This window comes from Stenotrophomonas sp. AG209 (genome assembly GCF_003550055.1).
GTDB lineage: Bacteria > Pseudomonadota > Gammaproteobacteria > Xanthomonadales > Xanthomonadaceae > Stenotrophomonas.
In genome coordinates this window covers 1,696,313-1,718,198 of sequence record NZ_QXDB01000001.1, presented here as the reverse complement: position 1 = coordinate 1,718,198, position 21,886 = coordinate 1,696,313, and the positions used below count along the sequence as shown (strand labels likewise).

General features: G+C 66.4%; 17 protein-coding genes. 11 read left to right on the top strand and 6 right to left on the bottom strand.

From position 1 onward, the window contains the following. Positions 1 to 20: 20 nt before the first annotated feature. The 6 genes from selB to fdnG form a co-directional block, all read right to left on the bottom strand. Positions 21 to 1,952: a selenocysteine-specific translation elongation factor gene (gene selB, locus DFO63_RS07990; protein WP_101766444.1), complete on the bottom strand. Its 1,932-nt coding sequence runs from the start codon at positions 1,950 to 1,952 to the stop codon at positions 21 to 23. Then, a complete protein-coding gene (gene selA / locus DFO63_RS07985) occupies positions 1,949 to 3,373 on the bottom strand; it encodes an L-seryl-tRNA(Sec) selenium transferase (RefSeq protein WP_101766019.1) in 1,425 nt (474 codons plus the stop codon). The genes selB and selA overlap by 4 nt, the downstream gene beginning before the upstream one ends. Positions 3,374 to 3,376: 3 nt before the next feature. Further along, entirely contained in the window at positions 3,377 to 4,360 is a 984-nt protein-coding gene (gene fdhE / locus DFO63_RS07980) for a formate dehydrogenase accessory protein FdhE (protein ID WP_049446530.1), read from the bottom strand. 376 nt (positions 4,361 to 4,736) lie between these two features. Beyond that, a complete protein-coding gene (locus tag DFO63_RS07970; RefSeq protein WP_014038337.1) occupies positions 4,737 to 5,384 on the bottom strand; it encodes a formate dehydrogenase subunit gamma in 648 nt (215 codons plus the stop codon). Next, entirely contained in the window at positions 5,381 to 6,298 is a 918-nt protein-coding gene (fdxH, locus tag DFO63_RS07965; RefSeq protein WP_012481154.1) for a formate dehydrogenase subunit beta, read from the bottom strand. The genes DFO63_RS07970 and fdxH overlap by 4 nt, the downstream gene beginning before the upstream one ends. A 10-nt stretch (positions 6,299 to 6,308) precedes the next feature. Then, complete coding sequence (fdnG, locus tag DFO63_RS07960; RefSeq protein WP_147416415.1) at positions 6,309 to 9,377, bottom strand: formate dehydrogenase-N subunit alpha; 3,069 nt, start codon at positions 9,375 to 9,377, stop codon at positions 6,309 to 6,311. A gap of 290 nt (positions 9,378 to 9,667) precedes the next feature. Here fdnG and gmk point away from each other — a divergent pair, with 290 nt between their 5' ends. From gmk to DFO63_RS07895, 11 genes are all read left to right on the top strand, one after another. Then, a complete protein-coding gene (gene gmk / locus DFO63_RS07950; protein ID WP_014038334.1) occupies positions 9,668 to 10,333 on the top strand; it encodes a guanylate kinase in 666 nt (221 codons plus the stop codon). 110 nt (positions 10,334 to 10,443) lie between these two features. Continuing rightward, the gene (rpoZ, locus tag DFO63_RS07945) at positions 10,444 to 10,743 is read left to right on the top strand and encodes a DNA-directed RNA polymerase subunit omega (protein WP_005410877.1); all 300 of its coding nucleotides are present in this window, start codon (positions 10,444 to 10,446) and stop codon (positions 10,741 to 10,743) included. A gap of 106 nt (positions 10,744 to 10,849) precedes the next feature. Then, a complete protein-coding gene (locus DFO63_RS07940) occupies positions 10,850 to 13,012 on the top strand; it encodes a bifunctional (p)ppGpp synthetase/guanosine-3',5'-bis(diphosphate) 3'-pyrophosphohydrolase (protein ID WP_005418955.1) in 2,163 nt (720 codons plus the stop codon). Positions 13,013 to 13,159: 147 nt separating this feature from the next. Then, entirely contained in the window at positions 13,160 to 13,546 is a 387-nt protein-coding gene (locus DFO63_RS07935; RefSeq protein ID WP_005410875.1) for a RidA family protein, read from the top strand. Between the two features lie 7 nt (positions 13,547 to 13,553). Beyond that, positions 13,554 to 15,665, top strand: a complete 2,112-nt coding sequence (recG, locus tag DFO63_RS07930) for an ATP-dependent DNA helicase RecG (RefSeq protein ID WP_119006735.1) — start codon at positions 13,554 to 13,556, stop codon at positions 15,663 to 15,665. A 463-nt stretch (positions 15,666 to 16,128) separates the two neighbouring features. After that, on the top strand, positions 16,129 to 17,067 hold the full coding sequence (locus DFO63_RS07920) for a nucleoside hydrolase (protein WP_049442726.1): 939 nt from the start codon (positions 16,129 to 16,131) through the stop codon (positions 17,065 to 17,067). Between the two features lie 88 nt (positions 17,068 to 17,155). Beyond that, entirely contained in the window at positions 17,156 to 17,398 is a 243-nt protein-coding gene (locus DFO63_RS07915) for a type B 50S ribosomal protein L31 (protein WP_010484049.1), read from the top strand. A 296-nt stretch (positions 17,399 to 17,694) separates the two neighbouring features. After that, positions 17,695 to 18,972 (top strand): citrate synthase, encoded by a 1,278-nt coding sequence (locus tag DFO63_RS07910; RefSeq protein WP_014038331.1) that lies wholly within the window; start codon positions 17,695 to 17,697, stop codon positions 18,970 to 18,972. Between the two features lie 294 nt (positions 18,973 to 19,266). Beyond that, positions 19,267 to 20,334 carry a hypothetical protein gene (locus DFO63_RS07905; RefSeq protein ID WP_119006734.1) on the top strand — a complete coding sequence of 356 codons (1,068 nt, stop codon included), beginning with the start codon at positions 19,267 to 19,269 and terminating at the stop codon, positions 20,332 to 20,334. 343 nt (positions 20,335 to 20,677) lie between these two features. Continuing rightward, complete coding sequence (locus DFO63_RS07900) at positions 20,678 to 21,040, top strand: NirD/YgiW/YdeI family stress tolerance protein (RefSeq protein WP_101766016.1); 363 nt, start codon at positions 20,678 to 20,680, stop codon at positions 21,038 to 21,040. A gap of 336 nt (positions 21,041 to 21,376) precedes the next feature. After that, the gene (locus tag DFO63_RS07895; protein WP_101766015.1) at positions 21,377 to 21,886 is read left to right on the top strand and encodes a CS1 type fimbrial major subunit; all 510 of its coding nucleotides are present in this window, start codon (positions 21,377 to 21,379) and stop codon (positions 21,884 to 21,886) included.

Below are 21,886 nucleotides of genomic sequence, written 5' to 3'. Positions count from 1 at the left end.
GTACGGCGGTACCGGTGGGCTCAGTCGCGCGCTGCGTTCCACTGCAGGTCGCCGCGCGGACGATGCTGGTCACCGACGCGTCGAGTGTAGCCAACGCGATTGAAGAACTCCAAGATCTGGATGCTGCGTTTGCGGCCCAGGCCGATGGCATCGCGGAAGGCCGCCGCATCCACCGTGCCGGTGGCCTGTGACAGCTGCGCGACGATCGCGGCGAGCTCGGTGATGCGGGCCGGTGCATAGAACAGGTCAGGCACCACCTGGAACAGGTCGCCGCGGGCTGCGGCCCGGCGCAGGATCGCGCGGACCTCGTCTTCGGCCAGGCCGAAGTCGGCGGCCAGGGTGCGCACCCACGGCGGATCGAAACCACCGGCGTGCAGCTGCGGAAGCACACGTTCCAGCAGAAGACGTTCGCGCTCCGGTGGCGCATGGTCATGGCCGGGCAGGCGCCACCAGGCGCCCACGCGCTGCAGCGTGCCATCGGCCAGCAGGTCCTGCAGCAGGGCATTCCACAGGTTGCTCGCCAGTGCGGGCAGGGTGCTGCGCTGCAGGCGGCCGCTGTCGACACCGGGTTCGTCCGGGCGTCGCTCGTGCCAGTCGCGCAGCGAGGCAATCACCTGCTCGCGCAATGCCTGCCAGTGCGAGGCGAGGATGATCACCGTGTCATCGCGGGTGACGATACGCTGTGCGTCCGCAGGCAGATCGATCTGACCGGCGGCGCGCCGGCAGTAACGCTGCAACGCGGCCATCGCAATGCCGAAGGGAGCCTGCTGCAACGGCGGGCCGATTCCCGCACCTGCGGCCAGCTGCTCCAGCGCCCCAAGCCATGCGAGCCGTGCCGGGCTGCGCCGACGCCGCTGTGGCGGGTCCGGGTCGAGCACGACGCCACCGCCCAGCGTGTGGGTCGCGGCGGAATCGCGGGCGATGAAGCGATCACCACACATCGCACAGACCGGCGCCTCGAACACCAGCTGCACGAGCTGCCCATTGCCGTGATCGTCGTCCTCCAGCAGAACCACATGAGCCTGCCGGTGCATCGTGCCCCAATGGATGTGCAGGGGTGCCCAGTCGCGCAGTGGAGCTGCCCGTGGGGACAGCCGAAGGCGCACATCGATGCGGGTGGTGGCCAGCAGCGCGCGCGGGTCGGCAATCCAGTCGCCACGATGAATCTCGTCGCGGGCGATGGCGGCCAGGTTCAACGCGCAGCGCTGCCCGGCCATGGCGTGTTCGCTGGGCTGGTTCTGCGCGTGGATGCTGCGCACGCGGACATCGGTGGCGGCGGGCATCAGTTGCAGGTGCTCGCCCACTGTGGCGACGCCGCCATGCACCGCGCCGGTCACCAATGTGCCGTGGCCCGCCAACGAGAACACGCGGTCCACCGGCATGCGGAACAGCTCGCCGCGTAGCGTGGCCTGGCGCGCGTTGGCATCGCCCGCGGCCCATGCGTGCAGGTGGGCGCGCAAGGCGTTGATGCCTGCGTCATCGGCTGAAGTGCTGTTGCAGGCGAATACGGGGGAATCCTGCAGCGGCGTCGCGGCCAGCAGCGCGGCGATCTCGATCTCGACCCGGGCGATGCGCGCGGCGTCCACGCGGTCGATCTTGGTCAGCGCCACCGCGCCGCGATCCACGCCCAGCAACTGCAGGATCGCCAGATGCTCGCGGGTCTGCGGCATCACGCCGTCGTCGGCGGCGATCACCAGCAGGGCGACATCGATGCCGGTGGCGCCGGCCACCATCGTGTGCACGAAACGCTCATGGCCCGGCACATCGACGAAACCCAGCGTCGCGGCGGGGCCTGTGCCGTCCGAGCTTTCCACCGGGACATAGGCATAGCCCAGTTCGATCGATATGCCGCGCGTGCGCTCTTCCTGCAGGCGATCGGTTTCGATGCCGGTCAGTGCCCGCACCAGGCTTGTCTTGCCATGGTCGATATGCCCGGCGGTGCCGACGATCATGCCTGCAGCGTGCTCCATTGGGCGAGGAAGTCCGCTTCGTCGGCCGGTTCCAGGCAGCGCAGGTCCAGCCACAGCGCGTCATCGGCGATGCGTCCCAGCACGGGGCGCGGCAGCTGACGCAAGCGCTTGGCCAGGCGATCCAGTCCGCCACGGTGCGCAGTGGTGATGCGCAGCCCGGCACTGGCCAGCTGCGCCTGTGGCTGTGCACCGCTGCCGATCTGGCTGTGCATCGATGCCCGTTCAAGACCGTAGTCGGCGGCGAGCGCGGACCGCATCGGCGGCAGCAGGCGCTGGGCCTGCACATCCATGTCATCCTGCGTGCGCGACAGGGTGCGCAGGGTCGGCAGCCGTTTCGCCAGCAGCTCCGCTTCGCGGTACAGCGCCAGCACCGCTTCCAGCGCGGCCAGGCCCATCTTGTCCATGCGCAGCGCGCGCTTGAGCGGGTTGCGGTTGATACGTGCAATCAGGTCGGCGCGGCCGGCGATGATGCCGGCCTGAGGCCCGCCCAGCAGCTTGTCGCCGCTGAATGAGACCAGATCGGCGCCGGCCGCCAGTGTTTCCTGCACGGTCGGCTCGTGTGGCAGGCCGAATGCCGCCAGGTCACACAGGCTGCCGCTGCCCAGGTCCACCACCAACGGCAGGCCATGGTCGTGCGCGATGGCAGCCATTGCCGCCGTGTCGACCTTGGCGGTGAAGCCGGTGATCGCGTAGTTGCTGGCATGCACTTCCATCAGCAGTGCGGTGCGCGCGCCGATGGCATGGGCGAAGTCGGCCGGATGAGTGCGGTTGGTGGTACCCACTTCCAGCAGCCGCGCGCCGGCACTGCGCATCACATCGGGAATACGGAAGGCACCGCCGATCTCCACCAGTTCGCCGCGCGATACCACCACCTCGCGGCGGTTGGCCAGGCTGTTGAGCAGCAGCAGCACCGCCGCGGCATTGTTGTTGACCACGGTGGCGGCTTCGGCGCCGGTCAGCTCGCAGACCAGCGCCTGGACCCGTGCATCGCGGTCGCCGCGGCGGCCGCGGGTGATGTCGAATTCCAGATCGACCGGCGCGGTCATCGCGCGGGTGACCGCCTGCACGGCAGCATCGGGCAACAGCGCGCGGCCAAGATTGGTATGCAGCACGGTGCCGGTCAGGTTGAACATCGGCTGCAGGTCCAGCCGTGCATCGGCGGCAAGGGCGGCGTCGAGCGCCGCGACCAGAGCCGGGCCTTCAATGGCCTGATGCAACTGCTCGGCCGAGAGCTGCGCGGCACTGATGCGCTCACGCAGCGCCTGCAGGTGCGAACGCAGCAGCAGGGTGACGCGGCTGCGACCGTGATCTTCGATCAGTGCCGACAGCGCCGGCAGGCGCAGCAGCTTGTCCAGCGAAGGCAGGGCGGCGGCCGATGCCGGGGTGCGGGGCGTGCGTGGCATCGGTCAGTCGCTGTCGGATTGCCACAGCAGTGGATTCTGGCTGGCACGCGCGTAGCCTTCCTCGCCCAGCAGCAGGTCCAGCGCCAGTGTGCCGAGGTCATCAGCCACCGGTTCCAGTGACGGGTCCTTTTCCAGATACAGGATCTTGCGGTAGCTGTGGCAGTGGTCGCAGGTTTCCGCGCGCACCGCGCTCTCGCGCACGGCCTGGCCGGTATCGCCGTCGGCATCGGCCAGGGCGCGGTAGGCGATGTCCTTGCCGGCGGCACCACACTGGCTGCACTGCACGCGCACGTAGTGCCACTGGCAGGCGCACAGCGAGCACGACAGGTAGCGGTAGGAGGCGTAGGGCGGACGAGCCTGCACCACGCTGGTCACCGGCAACGTGCCGCACAGCGGGCATAGCCCCGGCGCATCGGCCAGCGGCTTCAGGTCGGTGGGGCGGAAGCTGGCCGCCAGCACTGTCCAGTACACCTGCAATGCATTCATCACCAGCAGCGCAGCGACTGCGTCGACCGCGGGCGCGTCATCGCGTTCCAGCACGGCGTGGGCCTGTGCATCCAACCAGGCATCCTCGGCGGCGGCGACGCGCAGGAGTTCGTGCCGGGTTTCCGCCGGCAGCCTGGCCTCGTCGGCGCAGTGCCGGCACAGCGTGCGCAGCCAGTCGCGCCAACGCCCATCCAGCTGAAGCGTATTGGCAGGTCGCAACGGCATGCCGGCGCCGGCCGCCGCACTCGACTGCTGCGTCCGCGCCTGCGCCTGAAGTTCCTCGCGCTGCTGCGGTGTCAGATCCTCCAGCAGCGCCTGCTGCGCATCGGCCAGTGCCGCCAGCAGCTGCAGGTAACCGCCGATGGCGCTGTTTCCCGCCAGACTGCGCAGCCGGTCCGCGCGCGCGGCGAACAGCGACTCGGTATCGGGCAGGATGATGCGCGGAACATCGCGCGAGGCCAGCGTCTCGATCTCACCGGGTTCAAGGATGCGTTGCGCCATGCAGGGCCAGCCAGAAGAACCAGCCTCCATCCTCGCCGTTGTAGGCGCCGGCGTCCAGCGCACAGACGGCCATTTGAAATGGTTGGGGTCAGATCCGTTTTCCATAGGAAAACGGATCTGACCCCATCGGTTGTTGCCGTGTTCATCGTGTCGACCAAGGTCGACACCCACCAACAGCACCGGGAAACTGTTGAAGGCGGAGTGGGTCCGGTTGCGGGGGTGTCCGCGGCATGGATGCCGCGGCCAAGCCCCCATGGACGGGTTTACGGCGTCCCCCGCAACCGGACCCACCCCGCCATCTCGCAGGAGACCTGTCTTTGACGTTGACGTTGACGTTGACGTTGCTTCTGCGGGTGCAGGGCCGCAGGCCCTGCCGCTACCCCTGTTCCCGCCGTCCGCGCAGGATGTCCCGGAACCACTGCCGGTGGTGCTTGTACGCCCACCCGTAGGTCACCTTGCCCTGGGTCATCGCCCGCACCGAGCCCTTGATCCAGATCGCTGCATAGATGTGCACCACGATCGCGCACACCAGCACCCAGCCGAACAACGCATGGGCGAGCACCGAGAAGCGGATCACCCCGATCGGGAAGAAGTGGCTGAAGTACTGCCGCCAGATCACGAAGCCGGTCAGCAGCAGCGCCGACAGGCAACCAATGATGGCCCAGAACAGCAGTTTCTGGCCGGCATTGAAGCGGCCCACCGGCGGCAGCTTCTCATCCTCGTTGCGCAGCACATCGCGCATGCCGCGCATCCACTTGCCATCGTCGGCGGTCGGCAGATTGTCGCGCCACATACGGAAAGCCAGCAGCGCAAAACCCACCACCATGGCCAGGCCGATGAACGGATGCAGGATGCGCGTCCATGGTCCGCCGCCGAACAGCTGGGTCAACGGGAACAGGGCAGGGTGGAACAACGCCAACCCGGACAGTGCCGTCAGCACGAAGCAGATCGCCACGATCCAATGATTGATGCGGGTCGGCGCGCGGTAGCGGATGATCTGCCGCGGGTGCGGGGCGTACTTCATGGCCGCTGCTCCTCTTCGATCTTCTTCGCCTCGTGCTCGGCTTCCTCTTCTTCCTCGTCATTGACCGTGTTGCGGCCGATGCCGATGTAATGCAGGAAGCCGGCGAAGGCGGTAGCGGCAATTGCAAGCACGCCCAGCGGCTTGGCCACGCCCTTCCAGACTTCCACCATCGGGCTGATACGCGGGTCCTTGGGCAGGTCGGCGTACAGCTCGGGCTTGTCCACATGCTGCAGCACGTACATCACGTGGGTGCCGCCCACACCCTGCGGGTCATACAGGCCGGCGTTCTCGTAGCCACGCGATTTCAGGTCCTCCACGCGGCCGGCGGCATGCTCGGTCATCGCCTGCTTGCTGCCGAAGGTGATCGCACCGGTCGGGCAGGTCTTCACGCAGGCCGGTTCCTGGCCCACCGCCACCCGGTCCGAACACAGCGTGCACTTGTAGGCCTTGTGGTCCTTCTTGGAGATGCGCGGCACGTCGAACGGGCAGCCGGTCACGCAGTAGCCGCAGCCGATGCAGTTCTCTTCCTGGAAGTCGACGATGCCGTTGGCGTACTGGATGATCGCGCCCGGCGACGGGCAGGCCTTCAGGCAGCCCGGGTCGCTGCAGTGCATGCAGCCTTCCTTGCGGATCAGCCACTCCAGCTTGCCCTTCTCGTCCTCGTACTCGCGGAACTTCATCACCGTCCACGACTGTTCGCTCAGGTCGGGCGGGTTGTCATAGCTGCCGACGCAGCTGCCGACCTCGTCGCGCAGGTCGTTCCATTCCATGCAGGCGACCTGGCAGGCCTTGCAGCCGATGCACTTGCTCACATCGATCAGCTTGGCGACCTGGCCGGTGTGCGCACCGCGCGCCTCCGGCGAGGGCGTGGTGGTGGCCGAGCGGCGGATGATGTCCAGGGATTGCAGTGACATGGCGTGTCTCCTACACCTTCTCGACCTTGACCAGGATGCACTTCGATTCGGGGGTCTGCGAGTTGCCGTCACCGATGGCGTTGGTCAGCGTATTGGCGATGTATCCGGGCTTGGCCGCACCCAGGAAGCCCCAGTGGATCGGCACGCCCACCTGGTGCACGGTCCGGCCATCGATCTGCAGGGCCTTGATGCGCTTGGTCACCATCGCCACCGCTTCGATATGCCCGCGCTTGGAACTGACCCGCACGCGGCTGCCGTTGTTGATGCCCAGCTCGTCGGCCAGGGCCGCGCCGATCTCGACGAACTGCTCGGGCTGGATGATCGCGTTGAGCTTGCCGTGCTTGGTCCAGAAGTGGAAATGCTCGGTCAGGCGGTAGGTGGTGGCCACATGCGGGAACTCGTCCGGGGAGCCGATCTGTGCGCGATCGCTGGCGAACACGCGTGCCGCCGGGTTGTTCAGCGTCAGTGCCTGCCCCGGGCTGAGCGGGTTGCTGCGCAGCGGGGTGTCGAACGGTTCGTAGTGCTCCGGGAACGGTCCCTCGGCCATGCCGGCCTTGGCGAAGAAGCGGGCGATGCCTTCCGGATTCATGATGAACGGGCCCATGCCGCCGGCGGGATCTTCGTCGGCCTTGAAGTCCGGCACGTCCACGCTGCCCCAGTTCTTGCCGTTCCAGGCCAGCAGCGTGCGGCGCGGATCGAATGGTTGGCCAGCCACGTCGCACGACGCGCGGTTGTACATCACGCGGCGGTTGGCCGGCCACGCCCAGGCCCAGCCCAGCGTGTTGCCGATGCCGGTGGGGTCGCTGTTGTCACGCCGCGCCATCATGTTGCCGGTCGGGCCCCAGGCGCCGATGTAGATCCAGCAGCCGGAGGACGTGCTGCCGTCGTCGCGCAGGTCGCCGAATGCGGCCAGCTGCTCGCCAGCCTTGCGCACCAGCTTGGTCGGGTCCTTCGGATCGAACACGTCGGCCAGCGCCTTGCCGTTGTATTCCATCGCCAGTTCTTCCGGCGTCGGCAGTTCCGGGTTGGAGTACTTCCAGGCCAGGTCGCGCACCGGCTCCCACCATGCACCGCCATCCTTCTCGTACATCGCCTTGATGCGATGGAACAGCTCGGACATGATCTCGATGTCGCTGCGCGCTTCACCCGGCGGATTGGCCCCCTTCCAGTGCCACTGCAGCCAGCGCGAGGAATTCACCACCGCGCCGTTCTCCTCGGCGAAGGAGGTGGTCGGCAGGCGGAATACTTCGGTCTGGATCGTGCTCGGGTCGACGTCGTTCAGCGCGCCATGGTTCTGCCAGAAGGCAATCGTCTCGGTTTCCAGCGGGTCCATGCTGACCATGAACTTCAGCTTGGAGAACGCACTGATCAGCTTGCCCTTGTTCGGCGCCGAAGCCAGCGGGTTGAAACCCTGGCAGATGTAGCCATGGATCTTCCCCTCGTTCATCAGCTCGTACGCCTGCAGCATGTCGTACGGCTTGTCGAGCTTGGGCAGGTGGTCGAAGCACCAGTTGTTGTCGGCGGTGGCGGCGTCGCCCCACCACGACTTCATCAGGCTGACGTGGAACTTCGGGTAGTTCTGCCAGAACGACATCTGGTTGGCGCGCAGCGGCTTCTGCGTGCGCTTGGCGATGTAGGCGTCGTAGTCCTGCTCGTCCTGTTTCGGCAGGGTCAGGTAGCCGGGCAGCAGGTCCGACATCAGGCCGATGTCGGTCAGGCCCTGGATGTTGGAATGCCCGCGCAGCGCGTTCATGCCACCACCGGCCACGCCGATGTTGCCCAGCAGCAGCTGCACCATGGTGCCGGCGCGCACGTTCTGTGCGCCGATCGAGTGCTGCGTCCAGCCCAGCGCGTACAGGATGGTCATCGCCTTGTCCTTGCCGGCGGTGGACGCGATCATCTCCCACACCTGTCGGATGCTGTTGGCCGGCGTGCCGCAGATGCGTTCGACCATCTCCACGGTGTAGCGCGCGTAGTGCTGCTTGAGCAGGTTGTAGACGCAGCGCGGGTCCTTCAGCGTCGGGTCGCTGCGCACGAAGCCATCGTCACCGTACGCGTAGTCCCAGCTGGAGCGGTCGTAGCTGCGCTTCTCCTCGTTGTAGCCCGAATACAGGCCGTCCTTGAAGGCGAATTCGTCCTTCACCAGGAACGACATGTCGGTGTAGTTCAGCACGTACTCGTGCTGGATGCGGTCCTCGGTCAACAGGTAGTTGATCAGGCCGCCCAGGAACACGATGTCGGTGCCGGTACGGATCGGCGCGTACACGTCGGCCACGGCGGCCGAGCGGTTGAAGCGCGGATCGACCACGATCAGCCGGGCCTTGTTGTGTGCCTTGGCCTCGGTCACCCATTTGAACCCGCACGGATGCGCCTCGGCGGCATTGCCACCCATGATCAGGATCAGGTCGGCATTCTTGATGTCGACCCAGTGATTCGTCATCGCACCACGGCCTAGCGTCGGGGCAAGACCTGCCACCGTCGGGCCGTGTCAGACACGTGCCTGGTTGTCGAATGCCAACATGCCAAGGGAGCGCACGACCTTGTGGGTCAGCACCGCGGTTTCATTGCTGGTGGCCGAGGCGGCCAGCATGCCGGTGGTCAGCCAGCGGTTGACCGTCTGCCCGGCCTCGTTCTTCTGCACGAAGTTGGCATCGCGGTCTTCCTTCATCAGCCGCGCGATGCGGTCCAGCGCATCGTCCCAGCTCAGCCGCTTCCACTCGTTCGAGCCCGGTGCGCGGTACTCGGGGTAGAGCAGGCGCGACTTGCTGTGGATGATGTCGGCCAGGCCGGCACCCTTCGGGCACAGCGTGCCGCGGTTGACCGGGTGGTCCGGGTCGCCCTCGATATGGAAGATGCTCGGCTCGGCATTCTTGGCACCGTCGCCGAGGCTGTACATCAGGATGCCGCAGGCCACCGAACAGTACGTACAGGTGTTGCGGGTCTCGGTCGCGCGGGTCAGCTTGTACTGCCTGACCTCCGCGAGCGCGATGCCGGGCGCGAAGCCCATCAATGCCAGGCTGGAGCCGACCAGGGTTGTCCCGGTCACTTTCAGGAACTGGCGGCGGCTCATCGATGGCATGCCGTTCTCCTGGGATGGCGGGGAGGCGCAGGCCTCCGGGCTGTCGTTGGGTACGGCCCGGTTATAGCACAGGCCCCCGGATGCCCATGTGGCACAAGGCCCGGCGCCTGCCGGACGGGCGCGCAACCGGGCCGCTCTGGTAAAGTTGCGTGCCCGCCCCCCGGGGAAGCGTCTGCCGGGCCTGGTTCCAGGATGTTCCGCGCAGCCCCCGCCGTCCTGGCGCGATCCTCCGCGCCGGATCTGGAACATCGAGGAAAAATCTTGCGAAATCAACCCGTTGGATCCCCCGCATGAGCGCCCCGTCGAAGCCGTCGGACGCCGTTGCGCGCGGCACGCTGTACATCGTCGCCGCCCCGTCCGGTGCCGGCAAGAGCAGCATCGTCAATGCCACCCTGGCGCGTGACCCGCAGATCGCCCTGTCGATCTCCTTCACCTCGCGCGCGATGCGCCCGGGTGAGGTGAACGGCCAGCACTACCATTTCGTCTCTGCGGAAAAGTTCGAGGAAATGATCGCCGCTGGCGACTTCTTCGAGCATGCCTGGGTGCACGGCGACTGGAAGGGCACCGCCCGCCAGTCGGTGGAACCGCAGCTGGCCGCCGGCCAGGACGTGCTGCTGGAGATCGACTGGCAGGGCGCGCAGCAGGTGCGCCAGCTGGTGCCGGGCACGGTCACCGTGTTCATCCTGCCGCCGTCCAAGCAGGCCCTGCAGGACCGCATGCGCAAGCGCGGCCAGGACAGCGAGGCGGTCATCGCCCAGCGCCTGGGCGCGGCCCGCGATGAGATGCTGCACTTCAACGAGTTCGACTACGTCATCGTCAACGAGGTGTTCGACACCGCGGTGGACGAGCTGTGCGCCATCTTCACCGCCAGCCGCCTGCGCCGGGAGGCCCAGAAGGTCCGCCACGCCGGCCTGATCCAGGCCCTGCTGACCCCCGATCCGGGCGCAACTGACTGATTCCAAAAGAATCGGGTAGGGGTTGGCTTGATTTTGTCCAGCCCCTGCCAGTACACTCCGTCCCCTTTCCCTCATTCGACTGAGCGGCCGACCGGTCGCCGGGAGCCCGTATGGCCCGCATCACCGTAGAAGATTGCCTGGAAGTCGTTAACAACCGTTTCGAACTGGTCATGATGGCTTCCAAGCGTGCCCGCCAGCTCGCCAACGGCGTGCAGGCCACGCTGGACAACAGCGAGACCGAGGACAAGCCGACCGTGCTGGCGCTGCGCGAAATCGCCGCCCGCAAGATCGACAACGCGCTGATCGACGAAGTCGAGAAGGCCGAGCGTGAGCGCGCCGAGCGCGAAGCGCTGGAGTGGGCCGCCGCGGAAGTGGTCGCCGACGAAGACATGTCCAAGAACGACGATTGATCGCATCGATCAACGTAATCGTTGGATGTGCCGAACAGCCCGCCCCGTGCGGGCTGTTTCGCATTCAGGATTTGCCGTAAACGTCGCGCTGGAATAGGCTGCGGGCATGAACCCAGGCCCCACTGCCAAGGTCGCCGCAGCCCCCACTGCCGCCGTACCCGACTACGTCCTCCAGCTTGAACGCGCCGCCCATTACCTGCCGCCGGAACAGCTGCCGCTGTTGCGCCGTGCCTGGGAAGTCGGAGCCTCCGCGCACGCTGGGCAGACGCGCAAGTCGGGCGAGCCCTATATCACCCATCCGGTGGCCGTGGCCCAGGTGCTGGCCGAGCTCGGCCTGGACGTGGAGGCGCTGATCGCCGCGATCCTGCACGACACCATCGAAGACACCCCGCTGACCCGTGAGGCGCTGGCCGCCGAGTTCGGCGAAGCCGTGGCCGAACTGGTCGACGGCGTCACCAAGCTGGACAAGCTGAAGTTCCGCGACCGCCAGGAGGCTGCCGCCGAGAGCTTCCGCAAGATGCTGCTGGCGATGTCGCGCGACCTGCGCGTGATCATGATCAAGCTGGCCGATCGCCTGCACAACATGCGCACGCTGGGCGCGCAGAGCCGCGAAGCACGCGGCCGCATCGCCCGCGAAACGCTGGAGATCTACGCGCCCATCGCCCAGCGCCTGGGCATGAGCCTGGTCAAGAGCGAGCTGCAGAATCTGGGATTCAAGGCGCTGTACCCGTGGCGCCACGCCATCATCGAAAAGCACATCCGCAGCCAGCCGGTGGTGCGCCGCGAAGCGATGGCACAGGTGGAAGTGCAGCTGTCGCAGCGCCTGGCCAAGGAGGGGATCGAGCATCGGCTGATCAGCCGCATCAAGACCCCGTGGAGCATCTACAACAAGATGCGCGACGAGAACAAATCCTTCGACCAGGTGATGGATGTGTTCGGCTTCCGCCTGGTCGTGCGCAGCGTGCCCAGCTGCTACCACGCGCTGGGTTCGGTGCACGCCACCTTCAAGCCGCTGGATGGGCGCTTCCGCGATTTCATCGCCATTCCCAAGGCCAACGGCTACCAGTCGCTGCACACCGTGCTGTTCGGGCCGTATGGCTCGCCGATCGAAGTGCAGATCCGTACCGAGGAAATGGACCTGATCGCCGAACGCGGCGTGGCCGCGCACTGGACCTACAAGTTCGGTGGCGATTCGCCCAACAGTGCACAGAGCCGCGCCCACGCCTGGATCGTCGAGCTGATCGACTCGCAGCGCGCCGCCGGTTCCTCGCTTGAGTTCCTCGACAACGTCAAGGTCGACCTGTTCCCGGACGAGGTCTACCTGTTCACCCCGAAGGGCAAGATCCTCGCCCTACCGCGCAACTCCACCGCGCTGGACTTCGCCTACGCCGTGCACACCGACGTCGGCAACATGGCGGTGGCTTCGCGCGTGGACAAGAAACTGGTGCCACTGCGCACCAAGCTGGTGTCGGGCCAGTCGGTGGAGATCATCACCGCGCGCTCGGCCACGCCGAAACCGCAGTGGCTGGAATTCGTGGTCACCAGCAAGGCACGCACCGCCATCCGCCACCAGCTCAAGCAGCTGGAGCACGAAGACGCCGTGCAGCTGGGCCACCGCATGCTCGACCGTGCGCTGGAAGCAATGGATTCGTCGCTGGAGCGGCTGCCGAAGGGGCGCCTGGATGCGTTCCTGGCCGAACACCGCTTCCCGCGCCTGGAGGCGCTGCTGGCCGAGGTCGCACTGGGCAACTGGATGCCGACCCAGGCCGCGCAGGCGCTGATGGCCTACGCCGAACTGCGGGGCGGCCCGCATTCGCGCCACCACTCGCAGGAAAAGATCCTGATCAACGGCAGCGAGCGTGGCGTGGTCACCTTCGCCGGCTGCTGCCAGCCGATTCCGGGCGACGAGATCATGGGATACCACACCGCCGGCAAGGGCATCGTGGTGCATCGCATGGACTGCCCGAACCTGGCCGAGCTGCGCAAGTCGCCCGAGCGCTGGGTGCCGATCGGCTGGGACACCACCGTTTCCGGCGACTACGACACCTCGCTGGTGGTGGAAGTGGAGAACGGCACCGGCGTGCTGGCACAGCTGGCCGCCGCCATCGCGCAGAGCCACTCCAACATCGAGCGCGTGGACTACCTGGACCGCGACTTCAACGCCGCCGTGCTGGCGTTCAACATCCAGGTACGCGACCGCAACCACCTGGCCGAAGTGATGCGCCGCCTGCGCCGCCTGTCGGTCGTGCAGTCGGTACGCCGCCAGTAGATCCACGCCATGCGTGGATGATGTCCCGCGCACACGACGCATGGGGTCGGATCCGTTTCCCGCCGGGAAACGGATCCGACCCCAGCCGATACCGCCCCCACCCGGTACAATCACCGCTCTGTTTTCCCCCAAGCACCGGAGCGACCCATGTCCCGCCAGATCATCAACACCGAAAAGGCCCCCGCCGCCATCGGCCCGTACTCGCAGGCCGTGCGCGCCGGCAACACCGTGTACTTCTCCGGCCAGATCCCGCTCGACCCGGCCACCGGCGACATCGTCGGCGCCGGCGACGTCGAAGCGCAGGCCCGCCGCGCCTTCGACAACCTCAAGGCCGTGGCCGAAGCCGCCGGCGGCTCGCTGGACAAGGTCGTGCGCCTGGGCCTGTACCTGACCGACCTGGGCGAGTTCGCCAAGGTCAACGCCGTCATGCAGGACTACTTCCAGGCCCCGTACCCGGCCCGTTCCACCATCGAAGTCTCCGGCCTGCCGAAGGGCGCCAACTTCGAGGTCGACGCGGTGATGGTCATCGACTGACCGCTACGTGGCACGCAAGGCGGCGGTCACCCCGGTCCTGTCACCGTCCGGCGAAGCATCCCTGGCGATGCTTGCGGGCGTGGGCCCGGCCGTGGCCGCCAAACTGCAGGCGCGTGGCCTGGCCACCCTGCAGGATCTCTGGCTTCATCTGCCGCTGCGCTATGAAGACCGGACCCGGCTGACCCGCATCGAAGACCTGCGCAACGGCGTGCCGGCGCAGGTGGAAGGGCGGGTGGTCGCGGTCGAGCGCGGCATGCGCTACCGGCCGATGCTGAAAGTGGCGATGGAAGACGAAGGGCAGGGCACCCTGGTGCTGCGCTTCTTCCATTTCCGCCAGCAGCAGGTCGGCCAGTTCGCGGTCGGCAACCGGCTGCGCTGCTTCGGCACCCCCAAACCCGGCCATCTCGGCCTGGAAATCGTCCATCCCAGCTACCAGGTGCTGGGCCGCAACGACGATCCCGAACTCGGCGACCGCCTCGACCCGGTGTATCCCACCGTCGAAGGCGTGGGCCCGATGACGATGCGCAAGCTGATCGGCCAGGCCCTGGATCGCCTGCCCGAGGAAAGCACGCTGGAACTGCTGCCCAGCGGCTGGCTGGATGGCCTCGGCCTGCCGTCGCTGCGCAGCGCGCTGCTGACCGTGCACCGGCCACCGCCGGATGCCGATCTGGCCGCCTTGGCAGCAGGTACCCACCCGGCGCAGCGTCGCCTGGCGATGGAAGAACTGCTGGCCCATCACCTCAGCCTGCGTCGCCAGCGCATTGCCTTGCAGGCGCACCATGCGCCGCCGCTGGCCGGCCCCGGCAAGCTGGCCAGGGCGCTGCTGAAGCAGCTGCCGTTCGCCCTGACCGGCGCACAGGCGCGCGTGTTCAAGCAGATCCGTGAAGACCTCGCGCGCCCCAGCCCGATGCTGCGGCTGGTGCAGGGCGATGTCGGCTCCGGCAAGACCGTGGTGGCCGCACTGGCCGCGATGCTGGCGGTGGAGCAGGGCAAGCAGGTCGCATTGGCCGCCCCCACCGAACTGCTGGCCGAGCAGCATCTCAACAATCTGCGCGGCTGGCTGGAACCGCTCGGCGTGCGTATCGCCTGGCTGGCCGGCAAGGTCACCGGCAAGGCGCGCGCCAAGGTGATGGAACAGGTCGCCAACGGCGAAGCGCAGGTGGTGGTCGGCACCCACGCGCTGATGCAGGAAGCGGTGGTGTTCCAGGATCTGGCCCTGGCCATCGTCGATGAGCAGCACCGCTTCGGCGTACACCAGCGTCTGGCCCTGCGCGACAAGGGCGCGGGCGGCAACAGCGTGCCGCACCAGCTGGTGATGACCGCCACGCCGATTCCGCGCACGCTGGCGATGTCCGAATACGCCGACCTGGATGTCTCGGCCATCGACGAACTTCCGCCCGGCCGCACACCGGTGCAGACCGTGGCACTCAACAACGACCGCCGTCCCGAACTGATCGAGCGCATCGCGCTGGCCTGCCAGGAAGGGCGGCAGGTGTACTGGGTGTGCACGCTCATCGAGGAAAGCGAAGAGCTGGATGCCACCCCGGCACAGGCCACCTACGAGTCGCTGCAGGCGCTGCTTCCGGGCGTGCGCGTCGGGCTGGTGCATGGCCGCCTGAAGGCCGCCGAGAAGCTGGCGACGATGGTGGCGTTCAAGGCGGGTGAGATCGACCTGCTGGTGGCGACCACCGTGATTGAAGTGGGCGTGGACGTGCCGAATGCCTCGTTGATGGTGATCGAGAACGCCGAACGCCTCGGCCTGGCCCAGCTGCATCAGCTGCGTGGCCGCGTGGGCCGTGGTTCGGCGGTGTCGCGCTGCGTGCTGCTGTACCAGGCACCGCTCTCGCAGATGGCGCGCGAGCGCCTGCAGACCATGCGCGAAACCAACGATGGTTTCGTCATTGCCGAGAAGGATCTGGAGCTGCGTGGCCCGGGTGAACTGCTGGGCACCCGCCAGACCGGCCTGGCGGGTTTCCGCATCGCCGACCTGGCCCGCGACGCCGGCCTGCTGCCCGGCGTGCACGAGTTGGCCGAGCGACTGCTGGACCAGCAGCCCGCGCTGGCCGACCGCGTGGTGCAGCGCTGGATCGGCACCGCCGTGCGTTACGCCTCGGCGTAAATTGCGGGGTCAGAGCCCTTTGCACAGCAAAGGGCTCCGACCCCATCCCCGGGACGCTCATCCACGCATGGCGTGGATCTACTGCACGCTGCGCGCGTGAGTCGAGCATGGCTCGACTCTACAGAGAGCCGATTCGATCAATCCGTGGATGTGTCGACCAAGGTCGACACCTACCAGAGCAGAACGCCGTTCCGACAGACCGCGGGAAATTGTCGAAGGCGGGGTGGGTCCGGTGGCGGGGGCGTGAGCGCCATGGATGGCGCGACCGAGGCTACATGGACGTATTCACGCCGTCCCCCGCCATCGGACCCACCCCGCCATCCCACGGATAGCCAGCTTTTGCTCTTGCCGTTGCTCCTGCCTCGGCGGGTGCAGGGCGCAGCCCTGCCAGAACCCCCACACCCGTACTTGCAACGGTCATCATCCCGGTCCACACTTCGTTGCCGATCTGAAGACGGCAACGATGACCCACAAGATCCCCCTGTTGATCGACACCGACCCCGGTGTGGACGACGCCCTGGCCCTGCTGATGGCCTTTGCCGATGAACGGCATGACGTGGTCGCCCTGACCATCGCCGCCGGCAATGTCGGCCTGCAGTACACCGTCCGCAACGCCCTCAAGCTCTGCGACATCGTCGGCCGCGCCGACGTGCCGGTGTTTGCCGGAAGCCCGGATCCGCTGCTGCATCCCTCCGTCGACGCTGCCCATGTGCACGGCCGTGATGGTTACGGCGACGTGGACCTGCCGCCGCCGAGCCGCCAGGCTGAGGCCGAGCACGCTGCGCTGGCCATCCTGCGCCTGTCGCACGAGCATGCCGGCGAACTGATGCTGGTGATGCTTGGCCCGCTGACCAACCTGGCGCTGGCATTGAAGCTGGACCCGACCCTGCCCCAGCGCATCAAGCGCATCGTGGTGATGGGCGGGGCGGTCACCTGCCACGGCAACATCACCCCGGCGGCCGAATTCAACATCGCCTTCGATCCGGAAGCGGCGCATGTGGTGTTTACCTCGTTCAAGCACCTGCTGGTGTCGGACTGGGAGGCCACCGTCGCCCACGGCCTGCCGCTGGAAGAAGCCGAGAAGTGGCTGCAGGCCGACTCCGATCGCGCCCGCTTCTACGAGCTGATCTCGCGCAAGACCCGTGGCCTGTCCGAAGACAGCAAGGGCGGCCGCTGGTACACCGCCGATGCGGTCGCCATGGCCTGGGCGCTGAACCCGGAAGGGCAGCTGCAGGTCGAATCGCGGCCGCTGAACGTGGAGCTGAACGGCACGTTCAGCCGCGGCGCCACCATCGTCGACTGGAACCGCCAGACCGGCCAGCCGGACAACTGCGATCTGCTGATGGCCTACGACCAGCAGCGTTTCGAGGCCCTGGTGCGCCAGGCCCTGGGCGCGGACTGAAGCCGATTGACCGGCACCGGTTGCCCCGGGCGGCAACCGGTGCTTATAATGCCGCTCTTGACCACCAGCCCATTTACGGTGTGAGCCCATGAAGGCCGATATCCATCCGAACTACCGCGACGTCGTCTTCCATGACGTCACCTCCGATTTCAAGATCCTGACCCGCTCGACCATGGCGACGAAGGAAACCATCAAGTGGGAAGACGGCAACGACTACCCGCTGGTGAAGGTTGAAATTTCCTCTGCTTCGCACCCGTTCTACACGGGCAAGCACAAGGTCATCGACACCTCGGGCCGTATCGACAAGTTCCAGAAGCGCTACGCGCGCTGATCTGTCGATCCAGCTTCGAACCGACGGCCGCGCTCTGCGCGGCCGTTTGTTTTTCCCCAACGCCAACCCAACGGGCGTTTGGATGGACGGAACACTGCGTTCGTGTGACAACGCTTTTGCCGATCCGGGCCGCTTGCTGGCCGGGTTCTGGCCGCCTGCCGTCTACGACTTCTGTCTAGCGCCGGGCAAATGCTGCTGTGCGATAATGGCGTGATCCCCGGCACAGGCCGAGGACGTCATTCACGTGCCTGACCAATGCGCTTGGGCAGGCGCCTTCCCATGAAGGAGCGCACACAGTGTCCGATCTTGATCAGGTCACGCTCAACGCCGGCGATAAGTCCGTCGTTCTGCCCGTCATCAAACCCACCCTTGGCAACGACTGCGTCGACATCGCGAAGCTGACCAAGGAAACGGGGTTCTTCACCTACGATTCCGGCTTCACCGCGACGGCCAGCTGCAAGTCCGCCATCACTTACATCGACGGCGACAAGGGCGTGCTGCTGTACCGCGGCTACCCGATCGAACAGCTGTCGGAAAAGTCGAGCTACGTCGAAGTGGCCTACCTGCTGATCAACGGCGAGCGCCCGAGCGCCGAGCAGCTGAAGGCCTTCACCGATGAGCTGACCGCCGAAGCCAACGTCGATGATTCGATCAACACGCTGATCGGCAGCTTCGCCAAGGATGCCCACCCGATGGCCATCCTGGCAGCCGCGATCGCGCAGCTGTCGGCCATCTACCACGACTCGCTGGACCTGTCCGACGCCGAACAGCGCCGCCAGGCCGCCGTGCGCCTGATCGCCAAGGTGCCGACCCTGTCGGCGCTGATCTACCGCCACGGCAAGGGCCTGCCGGCCAACAAGCCGGACACCTCGCTGGACTACGTCAGCCGCTTCCTGAAGCAGACCTTCGAGTCGGCTGACGGCCAGTACGATCTGAACCCGGACGTGGTCAAGGCGCTGGACCTGCTGTTCATCCTGCACGCCGACCACGAGCAGAACGCCTCGACCTCGACCGTGCGCCTGGTCGGCTCGACCGGTGCCAACCCGTACGCGTCGGTCGCCGCTGGCGTCACCGCGCTGTGGGGTCCGGCCCACGGCGGTGCCAACGAAGCCGTGCTGAAGATGCTGGAAGAGATCGGCAGCGCCGACAACGTCGAGTCCGCCGTGGTCAAGGCCAAGGACAAGACCTCCGGCTTCCGCCTGATGGGCTTCGGCCACCGCGTCTACAAGAACTTCGACCCGCGCGCCAAGGTCATCGGCGAGATGACCAGCAAGGTGCTCAAGCAGCTGGGCGTGCAGGATCCGCTGCTGGACGTGGCCGTGAAGCTGGAACAGGCCGCGCTGCAGGACGAGTACTTCGTCGCCCGCAAGCTGTACCCGAACGTCGATTTCTACAGCGGCATCATCTACAAGGCGCTGCAGATCCCGACCGAAATGTTCACCGTCATGTTCGCCCTGGGCCGTACCTCCGGCTGGGTCTCGCATTGGCTGGAACAGCAGGTTGACCCGGAAATGAAGATTGGCCGTCCGCGCCAGGTCTACACCGGCAGCGACGTGCGCGACTACCAGGGCTGATCGCCCCGCGTAGGTTGTGCCGAGAACGCCCCGCGTCCGCGGGGCGTTTTTTTTTGGAGCGGACCTGGTAGGTGCGGACCGTTGGTCCGCACGATTTCGGCGCCCGCGAAAAATCATCCACGCATGGCGTGGATCTACTACGGCCTTCCGCTTCCGGTAGGTGCCAACCTTGGTTGGCACGCTCTTCACCGCGGCAAGACCGCGTGATTCAAGGGTCTCGCCAGCTTCACAAGCGCTCGCGCAGCCTCAGGACGCCAGCTGCATCCGCAGCATCTGATCCGGAGCGTCCGTCCCATGAGTACCCGATTCGACCCACCCGAGCGCGGCCCGCTCGGCCCAGACGTCGCCACTGTTGTCACCGCCCCTGTCGTCGCCCCTCCCAGCGAAAGCGCCGTGTCCTGGGGCGCGATCTTCGCCGGTGCCGCCGCCGCCGCTGCACTCTCCCTCATCCTGCTGATTCTCGGCGTGGGCCTGGGGCTCTCCTCAGTGTCGCCGTGGTCGTTCGAAGGCGTCAGCAAGGAAACCTTCGGTTGGTCCAGCATCATCTGGCTCACCTTCACCGCGCTGGCGGCTTCGGGTCTGGGGGGCTATCTGGCCGGTCGCCTGCGTACCAAGTGGACGCAGATCCACGGCGATGAAACCTACTTCCGCGATACCGCGCATGGCTTCGTGTCGTGGGCGGTGGCCACGCTGCTCACCGCCGGTCTGCTCACGTCGGCCATCGGTGGGGTGCTGGGCACGGGCGCGAAGGTGGCAGGTGCCACGGCTGGTGCTGCAGTATCCACCGCCGGCGTCGCCGCAGCGGGCGCCGGTAGCGTTGCGGCGGCTGCGCCGGAAGGCGACCTCAACTACTGGGTGGACTCGCTGTTCCGCAGCGCCACCAGCGCAGGGCCGTCTGATCCTGCAGTGCCGCCGCCGGGTGCACCGATGGATCCGAATGCCGCCCCGCCGCCGCCGGCGGCAAGCGTCGGCCCGCGGGACACGCGCATGGCCGCACCGCCGCGTCCGACGCCCGGCAATGGCCCGATGGGTGATCGTCGCGAAGTGCGTGCCGAGGTGAATCGCATCATCGTCAACAGTCTGCAGGGAGATGGCCTGGATCCGGCCGACACCCAGTACCTGTCCCAGCTGATCGCGCGCGAGACCGGCATGAGTCAGGCCGAAGCGCAGGCGCGCGTGACCGATGTGCAGACGCGCATGCGTGCTGCGCTGGAGAAGACCAAGAACACAGCCAAGCAGGCGGCCGACGACGCCCGCAAGGCAGCAGCATATGCCGCGCTGTGGCTGTTCATCACGCTGCTGATCGGCGCGTTCTTCGCCAGCCTCAGCGCCACCTGGGGCGGCCGCCGTCGCGACCTGTAACCCCCGTTCCATGTAAGGAGACCTGCCATGAAAATGATTCTGCTCTGGTTGTTGGGCGTGCCGATCCCGCTGCTGATCCTGTACGCGATCTTCTTCTGATCGCGCGCCAATACGAGGTCCACGCGCATGCGTGGATGGCTATTTGTAGAGTCGAGCGGTGCTCGACTCCCGTGCGCAGCGCGGACAGCAGCCGAGCACAGGCTCGACTCTACAAAACCTTGCTTCAGGATCTGAACGAATTCTGACACTGAGTGTCGCTTTCACATCTTTTCGGATCTATTTCATAGGCATCACATCCGAGGCGATAGAACCTGAGGGCACTTACTCAGCCATGGAGAACACCATGAACCGACTGCTTGCCATTGCCCTCATCGCCACGCCGTTGGCCCTGCTGAGCCCACAGGCCTTCGCGCAGTACACCGGTCCAGGTGCAGGAAGCGCTGCAAGTACCGTCGCCGATGCGCGCGCCCAGCGCGACGACCACCCGGTGGTGCTGCGAGGCACCCTGGTTGCCAAGCTTGGCCACGAGCGTTACCAGTTCCGCGACGCCAGTGGCCAGATCGAAGTGGAGATCGACGACGAAGACCTGCCGCCGCAGGCCATCGGTGCCGATACCGTGGTCGAGCTGCGTGGCAAGGTCGACACGCATCGGTTCAAGCCGACCGACATTGATGTTGATCACGTCACCGTGGCGCCCGCCGGTTGAGGATCGCTCGCAATTGCGACATGTAGAGTCGAGCCATGCTCGACTCACGCATGCAGCGCGAACCGCAGTCGAGCACGGCTCGACTCTACAAAAGCAAAGCAATGAGGTTTTTTGCATTTACCGGATGAGGGAAATTGCATAACCCTCAAACATTGAACGCCTTCAAGGATTCTCCTTAACGTTCAATGTTTTAGGAAAGCTTGAATGGCCTGCACAGCAAGGGATTTCTAACATTCTCTCCGTCGCCCGCACCCATCCCCGCGGGCGGCGCTTCCCTCCCTTTTCTCCTTGGGGAGGGGAGCTTTCATATTCCCCCTTGTCCGAGAGAGACAACCCATGCACGCCACTATCAAGAAGGCCGCGCTCGCTGCAGCGCTGGCCACGGCTTCGCTGTCCGCGCACGCCGTGGAAACCAAGATCTCCGTCTACGCCGACGTCGACCCGACCCTGGCCCTGCTGCGTGATGATGGCAGCGCGCTGCCCGATCTGATCACTCTGACTCATGACCCGATGCGCGGCCTGATTCCGGACACTCAGCGCGTTCGCATCCATACCAACGATCAGGACGCCGATATCGAAGCCAAGATCGGCGGCGCATTCGTGCTCGCCAATGGTGACGGCAAGGTCACCGTGCCGATGACGGTCAGCCTCAACGGTCGCGATCTGGGCCTCACCCCGATTGAGTACGCTGCAGCCGATCTGTTCACCGGTGCCGGCTCCACCCCGGGTGCGTCGATCTCGATGCCGCTGGTCATCTCACAGACCACCCCGGCCCCGATCGCCACCAAGGGTGCGTATACCGGCGTCGTCAACATCGTGTTGAACCAGAAGGCCACCACGCCGTAA